Origin of the sequence: Vibrio hepatarius (genome assembly GCF_011806575.1) — a bacterium.
Lineage (GTDB): Bacteria > Pseudomonadota > Gammaproteobacteria > Enterobacterales > Vibrionaceae > Vibrio > Vibrio hepatarius_A.
On record NZ_JAATOO010000004.1, the window covers coordinates 240018 to 246217 of the forward strand.

The window sequence follows — 6200 nt, forward strand, 5'->3', positions numbered from 1 at the left end:
GGGTTAATTAGGAGTCGTCGACTGACTAGCAGTCTTCCAGACCCAAACTTTGTCTAATAATAGCGAGTTTAGCTGGCTCGCCTTGCTCTGCTGCACTTTGCAATGCACGTGTTGGCGCGTGGATCAGTCTGTTAGTGAGTTTATTACTCAATTCCAACAGCACTTTCTCAGGGTCTGCGCCTGCAGCTAGAGATTGAATACTTTTACTTAGTAGTTCAGCGCGAATCTCGTTCGCACTACTGCGGTAGTCGCGAATGCTGTCGACAGCTTGTAAAGAGCGCAACCATGACATAAAGCTGGCACTCTCTTCACTGACGATCGCTTCCGCTTGAATCGCTTCTATCTTGCGTTGTTCCATGTTGCTTTCAACAATTGATTGAAGGTCATCAACGGTATAAAGGTAGGCGTCATTCAACTCGCCAACTTGCGATTCAATGTCACGCGGTACGGCAATATCGACCAGTAACATAGGTTGAAAACGGCGGGCTTTGAGCGCTGTTTCCACCATACCTTTACCAATAATCGGCAATGGGCTGGCAGTTGAACTGATCACGATATCCGCTTGAGGCAGATACTCAGGAATCTCAGGCAAACCGATAATCTTGGCGCCAAACTCGTCCGCCAGCGGCAAAGCACGCTCACGAGTGCGGTTGGCAACAATCATTTTGCCACAGCCATTTGCCGCGAGGTGTTTCGCCACCAACTCGATGGTTTCACCCGCGCCAACCAGTAAGACACATGACTTTTCGAGAGATTCAAAGATGTGCTTCGCCAGTGTGCACGCGGCATACGCTACCGACACCGCGTTGCCACCAATGTCCGTTTCAGTACGAACGCGTTTGGCCACTGAAAAGGTCTTCTGGAACAGCTTTTCCATCGCCGAGTCGACAGCTTTGTGTTCACGAGCATCGGAATAAGCTTGTTTTACCTGTCCGAGGATTTGTGGCTCACCCAGCACTAACGAGTCCAATCCGCACGCAACGCGCATCAAGTGGCGGATTGCCGCTTGCTCTTCATACACATAAATACTGGGTTTTAAGTCTTCCTGACTCACCTCGTGGAACTGAGACAACCATTCGATGATCTTACTTTTCCCAGCCCCTTTTACATCACAATAGATCTCGGTGCGGTTACAGGTTGAAATGATCACACTGCCGTTGACACCCGGATTCTCACTGAGCTGCTTAAGCGCTTCAGGTAACTTTTCCGGTCCAAAGGCAACTTTTTCACGCAGTTCTACCGAGGCCGTATTATGATTGATACCTATAGCAAGCAAAGACATGTATCGCGAGTTCTCTGAATCAGATGATGGACAAATAAGATCGGAATTTTACTTGATGCCCCAATTTAATTAAAGGGTATTAGGTATATGTTTTCTTTAGTTCGTGATTTCAGTGATATAGTGTCGCCTAAAGCAACAGTAAATTGGATAAATAAACAGCAATGAAGACGAATTTTCGCCCTCTTTGGCTTATTGGACTGATTTCAATCGTTTTGTCAGGTTGTGCCAATATCGAACCGAGTACAACTAACGTTGAGTGGGATACTCACCAACAGCGCTTAGATTCTATTGCTCAATACAAAGCCAACGGCAAACTAGGCTACATCTCTCCAGAGCAGCGCCAGTCACTCAATTTTCAATGGCAACACGCCCCGCGATCCAGCCAGCTCCGCTTGACTACTTTCTTAGGCCAAACCGCACTGAATTTAACCATCACCCCAGCGGGCGCATTTGTCGAAACCTATGACGACCAGTCTTACGCTTCACCGAATGCTGAAACGCTCATTCAACAATTAACTGGATTAACCATACCAGTAGAGCAGCTTTCCGATTGGTTACTGGGAGATCCAACGGGTGCCGACAGTTATCAGCTCAACGACACCAACACGGTGGCGACATTAAACAAGCAAATCAATGGTCAGCGCTGGGAACTCGAATACATCAAGTACACCGACGTTCAGCTATCGGGTGTGAGTATACCACTGCCGCAAAAGCTGAAACTCAAGCAACAAGACATCTCAATCAACATCGTTATTTCAAACTGGGATCTGAACTAATGCTCAGCGAGACTACTCATTGGCCCTCACCTGCCAAACTGAATTTATTCCTCTACATCACTGGACGCCAAACTAACGGTTATCACGAGCTGCAAACTCTGTTTCAATTTCTCGACCACGGCGACGAACTGACCATTACGGCTAACCTAAGCGGCGAAATCACGATTGAACCTGAGATCCCGGGCGTTGCACTGCAAGACAACCTGATTTGGAAAGCGGCAAACGCGCTGCAAGAGAAAAGCGATTGTCACTACGGCGCACACATTCAATTGAACAAAGTATTGCCTATGGGCGGCGGTATCGGTGGTGGTTCATCCAACGCAGCAACCACCCTTGTGGCGCTCAACTACCTGTGGCAAACCGAGTTATCAGAAGATGAACTGGCGGAAATCGGCTTAACACTGGGCGCAGACGTCCCCGTCTTTACCCGTGGCTTTGCCGCCTTTGCCGAAGGTGTGGGAGAAAAACTCACCAAAGCAGAGCCTGAAGAAAAGTGGTATTTAGTCGTCCGACCGAATGTGAGTATTGCGACAGTCGATATCTTCACTCACCCAAATTTGACTAGAAATACGCCTAAACGAGAGCTGGCAACGCTTCTTGACAGTGATTACGGAAACGATTGCGAAAAAATTGTTCGAATGCTCTACCAAGAGGTTGATAAGCAACTTTCATGGCTGCTACAATATGCGCCGTCAAGATTGACGGGGACTGGATCGTGCGTTTTTGCTGAATTTTCGAGCAAAAACGAAGCACAAAATGTCTTTAAACAATTACCTGACAATGTCTCAGCATTTGTTGCACAAGGCAAAAATACTTCGCCTTTGCACGAGACACTCGCTAAGTACCGCTTAGCCCACAAACAATCTATCTAAAAACTGGACGCAACCCTGAGGTTTCCACCGTGCCTGATATGAAGCTATTTGCTGGTAACGCTACACCTGAACTAGCCCAACGTATTGCTGATCGTCTTTACATCTCTCTTGGTGACGCATCTGTTTCTCGTTTCTCTGACGGCGAAGTCGCTGTTCAAATCAACGAAAACGTACGTGGTAGCGATGTTTTCATCATCCAATCTACCTGCGCACCAACTAACGACAACCTAATGGAACTAGTAGTGATGATTGACGCAATGCGCCGCGCTTCAGCGGGCCGTATTACTGCAGTTATCCCTTACTTCGGTTACGCTCGTCAAGACCGTCGTGTTCGCTCTGCTCGTGTTCCAATCACTGCTAAAGTTGTTGCAGATTTCCTTTCTAACGTTGGCGTTGACCGCGTTCTTACTATCGACCTTCACGCTGAACAAATTCAAGGTTTCTTCGATGTACCAGTAGATAACATCTTCGGTACTCCAGTGCTTCTTGAAGACATGCAAGCTCGTGGCCTAGAAAACCCAGTAGTGGTTTCTCCTGACCTTGGCGGTGTTGTTCGTGCTCGTGCAACGGCTAAAGCGCTAGGTGATATCGATATCGCTATTGTTGACAAGCGTCGCCCACGTGCAAACGTATCTGAAGTAATGAACCTAATCGGTGATGTTGAAGGTCGCGACTGCGTGATCGTTGACGACATGATCGACACGGGTGGCACACTATGTAAAGCAGCTGAAGCACTTAAAGAGCGTGGCGCTAAGCGTGTATTCGCATACGCAACACACGCTGTATTCTCAGGCAATGCTGCACAAAACATCGGTAACTCTGTTCTAGACCAAGTAATCGTCACTGACTCAATCACTATGTCTAAAGAGATGGACGCGACAGGTAAAGTAACCACACTAAGCCTTTCTCGCATGCTAGCAGAAGCAATTCGTCGCATCAGCAACGAAGAATCTATCTCTGCGATGTTTAACTAATCTCAGATTAGCTATCCATTTTTAAAACACCCCTCTTGGGGTGTTTTTTATTTTCAGTATCTGCTTTTTTCTCACCTCGCCCGATGTGAGAAATCTATGCTATCATACTGCGCTTTTTGAGATTCCAAGAGAGATCCTAACCTTGAGTCAACAAATTAAACTTCTCGTCGGCCTAGCTAATCCTGGGCCTGAATATGCAAAAACTCGACATAACGCGGGGGCTTGGGTAGTAGAAGAACTAGCACGCGTCCACAACATCACGCTAAAGAATGAAGCAAAATTCTTTGGTATGACCGGACGCATTATGATGAATGGTCAGGATCTACGCCTGCTTATCCCTACCACTTTTATGAATCTTTCTGGTAAAGCAATTGCTGCGATGGCGAAGTTCTATCAAATCAAACCAGAAGAGATCATGGTAGCGCACGATGAGCTGGATTTGCCGCCAGGTGTCGCTAAGTTTAAGAAAGGTGGTGGTCACGGTGGTCACAACGGCCTTCGCGACACAATTAGCAAACTTGGAAACTGCAAAGATTTTTATCGTTTAAGGATTGGTATTGGCCATCCTGGACACAAAGATAAAGTAGCGGGTTTTGTTCTGGGTAAAGCCCCAGCAAAAGAGCAAGAGCTTCTTGATGCAGCAGCAGACGAATCTGTTCGCTGTCTAGACATTCTATTAAAGGATGGCTTATCAAAAGCGCAAAACCGTCTACACACGTTCAAAGCTGAATAAGGTTATCATCATGGGTTTTAAATGTGGCATCGTTGGCCTACCAAACGTTGGTAAATCAACTCTGTTTAACGCACTAACTAAAGCGGGCATCGAAGCAGCGAACTTCCCGTTCTGTACAATCGAACCAAATACCGGTGTTGTACCAGTGCCAGATCTACGTCTGGATGCATTAGCGAAAATCGTTAACCCACAGAGAGTTCTACCTACAACAATGGAATTCGTAGACATCGCAGGTCTAGTGGCAGGCGCATCTCGCGGTGAAGGTCTGGGCAACAAATTCCTAGCAAACATCCGTGAAACTGACGCGATCGGTCATGTTGTACGTTGTTTTGAGAACGAAAACATTGTTCACGTTTCAGGTAAAGTTTCACCTATCGAAGATATCGAAGTGATCAACCTTGAGCTAGCAATGGCTGACCTTGATTCTTGTGAGCGCGCAATTCAGCGTAACGCGAAGAAGGCAAAAGGCGGCGATAAAGACGCGAAATTTGAACTAACAGTACTAGAAAAACTGTTACCTGTTCTAACTGAAGGCGGCATGGCACGCACAGTTGAGCTATCAAAAGAAGAGTTGGCAGCAATCGGCTACCTAAACTTCTTAACTTTGAAGCCAACGATGTACATTGCGAACGTAAACGAAGACGGTTTCGAAAATAACCCGTACCTAGACGCGGTTCGCGAGTTCGCAGAAAAAGAAAACAACGTCGTTGTACCAGTGTGTGCGGCTATCGAGTCTGAACTGTCTGAACTTGAAGACGAAGACCGTGAAGAATTCCTAGCAGATATGGGTATCGAAGAACCGGGGCTTAACCGTGTAATTCGTTCTGGTTACGAACTGCTGACTCTGCACACTTACTTCACGGCAGGTGTAAAAGAAGTTCGCGCTTGGACAATTCCTGTAGGTGCAACAGCACCACAAGCAGCGGGTAAGATCCACACTGACTTCGAAAAAGGCTTCATCCGTGCTGAAGTTGTTGGTTACGACGACTTTATCCAATACAACGGTGAAAGTGGTGCAAAAGACGCAGGTAAATGGCGTCTAGAAGGTAAAGATTACATCGTTAAAGACGGTGACGTTGTTCACTTCCGTTTCAACGTATAACTTTTACCCAAGTTATTGAGTTTAAAAGCCAGCTTCATTGCTGGCTTTTGTTTATCTGTTCGATTGAAAACCATTTTAATTCAAAGTGGAATGTCATTTTGTTATCTGTTTTCGATCATTAACACGCCTCTTTGTTTAAAAAGAAACCGAACGAGTCGTTTTGGCCAATTTATTCAAAAAAACTATTGACGGATCTAACTCAACTTCGCATAATGCGCGCCGTTCCCGACGATAAGGCAACGAATCAACGAGAACAAAAACATGGTTTTGGCTACGTAGCTCAGCTGGTTAGAGCACATCACTCATAATGATGGGGTCACAGGTTCGAATCCCGTCGTAGCCACCATTCCTAACTGTTCTTTTTATTAAGAGCGTTTAGGAATAGATGCGGAAGTGGCGGAATTGGTAGACGCACCAGATTTAGGTTCTGGCGCCGCAAGGTGTGAGAGTTCAAGTCTCTC

At 46.4% G+C, this 6200-nt stretch carries 6 protein-coding genes and 1 tRNA gene; 6 read left to right on the top strand and 1 reads right to left on the bottom strand.

What is annotated here, in order from left to right:
- Nucleotides 1-25 precede the first annotated feature (25 nt).
- Nucleotides 26-1282: a glutamyl-tRNA reductase gene (gene hemA, locus HCZ42_RS04830; RefSeq protein WP_167419608.1), complete on the bottom strand. Its 1257-nt coding sequence runs from the start codon at nt 1280-1282 to the stop codon at nt 26-28.
- A 161-nt stretch (nt 1283-1443) separates the two neighbouring features.
- Here hemA and lolB point away from each other — a divergent pair, with 161 nt between their 5' ends.
- The 6 genes from lolB (at nt 1444) to HCZ42_RS04860 (ending at nt 6085) form a co-directional block, all read left to right on the top strand.
- On the top strand, nt 1444-2058 hold the full coding sequence (gene lolB, locus HCZ42_RS04835) for a lipoprotein insertase outer membrane protein LolB (protein WP_167419609.1): 615 nt from the start codon (nt 1444-1446) through the stop codon (nt 2056-2058).
- Nucleotides 2058-2930: a 4-(cytidine 5'-diphospho)-2-C-methyl-D-erythritol kinase gene (gene ispE / locus HCZ42_RS04840; protein WP_167419610.1), complete on the top strand. Its 873-nt coding sequence runs from the start codon at nt 2058-2060 to the stop codon at nt 2928-2930. The genes lolB and ispE overlap by 1 nt, the downstream gene beginning before the upstream one ends.
- Before the next feature lie 29 nt (nt 2931-2959).
- Nucleotides 2960-3904 (top strand): ribose-phosphate pyrophosphokinase, encoded by a 945-nt coding sequence (locus HCZ42_RS04845; RefSeq protein ID WP_167419611.1) that lies wholly within the window; start codon nt 2960-2962, stop codon nt 3902-3904.
- Between the two features lie 142 nt (nt 3905-4046).
- Nucleotides 4047-4637 carry an aminoacyl-tRNA hydrolase gene (pth, locus tag HCZ42_RS04850; protein WP_053408333.1) on the top strand — a complete coding sequence of 197 codons (591 nt, stop codon included), beginning with the start codon at nt 4047-4049 and terminating at the stop codon, nt 4635-4637.
- Nucleotides 4638-4647: 10 nt separating this feature from the next.
- Nucleotides 4648-5739, top strand: coding sequence for a redox-regulated ATPase YchF (gene ychF / locus HCZ42_RS04855; protein ID WP_167419612.1), 1092 nt, complete (start codon nt 4648-4650; stop codon nt 5737-5739).
- A gap of 269 nt (nt 5740-6008) precedes the next feature.
- Nucleotides 6009-6085: transfer RNA gene (locus HCZ42_RS04860), tRNA-Met, on the top strand.
- The last annotated feature ends 115 nt before the right edge of the window (nt 6086-6200 follow it).

What these genes read in the sequence shown, in the direction of transcription:
- hemA (WP_167419608.1), bottom strand. Translation starts at nt 1,282, where the DNA reads ATGTCTTTGCTTGCTATAGGTATCAATCATAATACGGCCTCGGTAGAA.
- lolB (WP_167419609.1), top strand. Translation starts at nt 1,444, where the DNA reads ATGAAGACGAATTTTCGCCCTCTTTGGCTTATTGGACTGATTTCAATC.
- ispE (WP_167419610.1), top strand. Translation starts at nt 2,058, where the DNA reads ATGCTCAGCGAGACTACTCATTGGCCCTCACCTGCCAAACTGAATTTA.
- ychF (WP_167419612.1), top strand. Translation starts at nt 4,648, where the DNA reads ATGGGTTTTAAATGTGGCATCGTTGGCCTACCAAACGTTGGTAAATCA.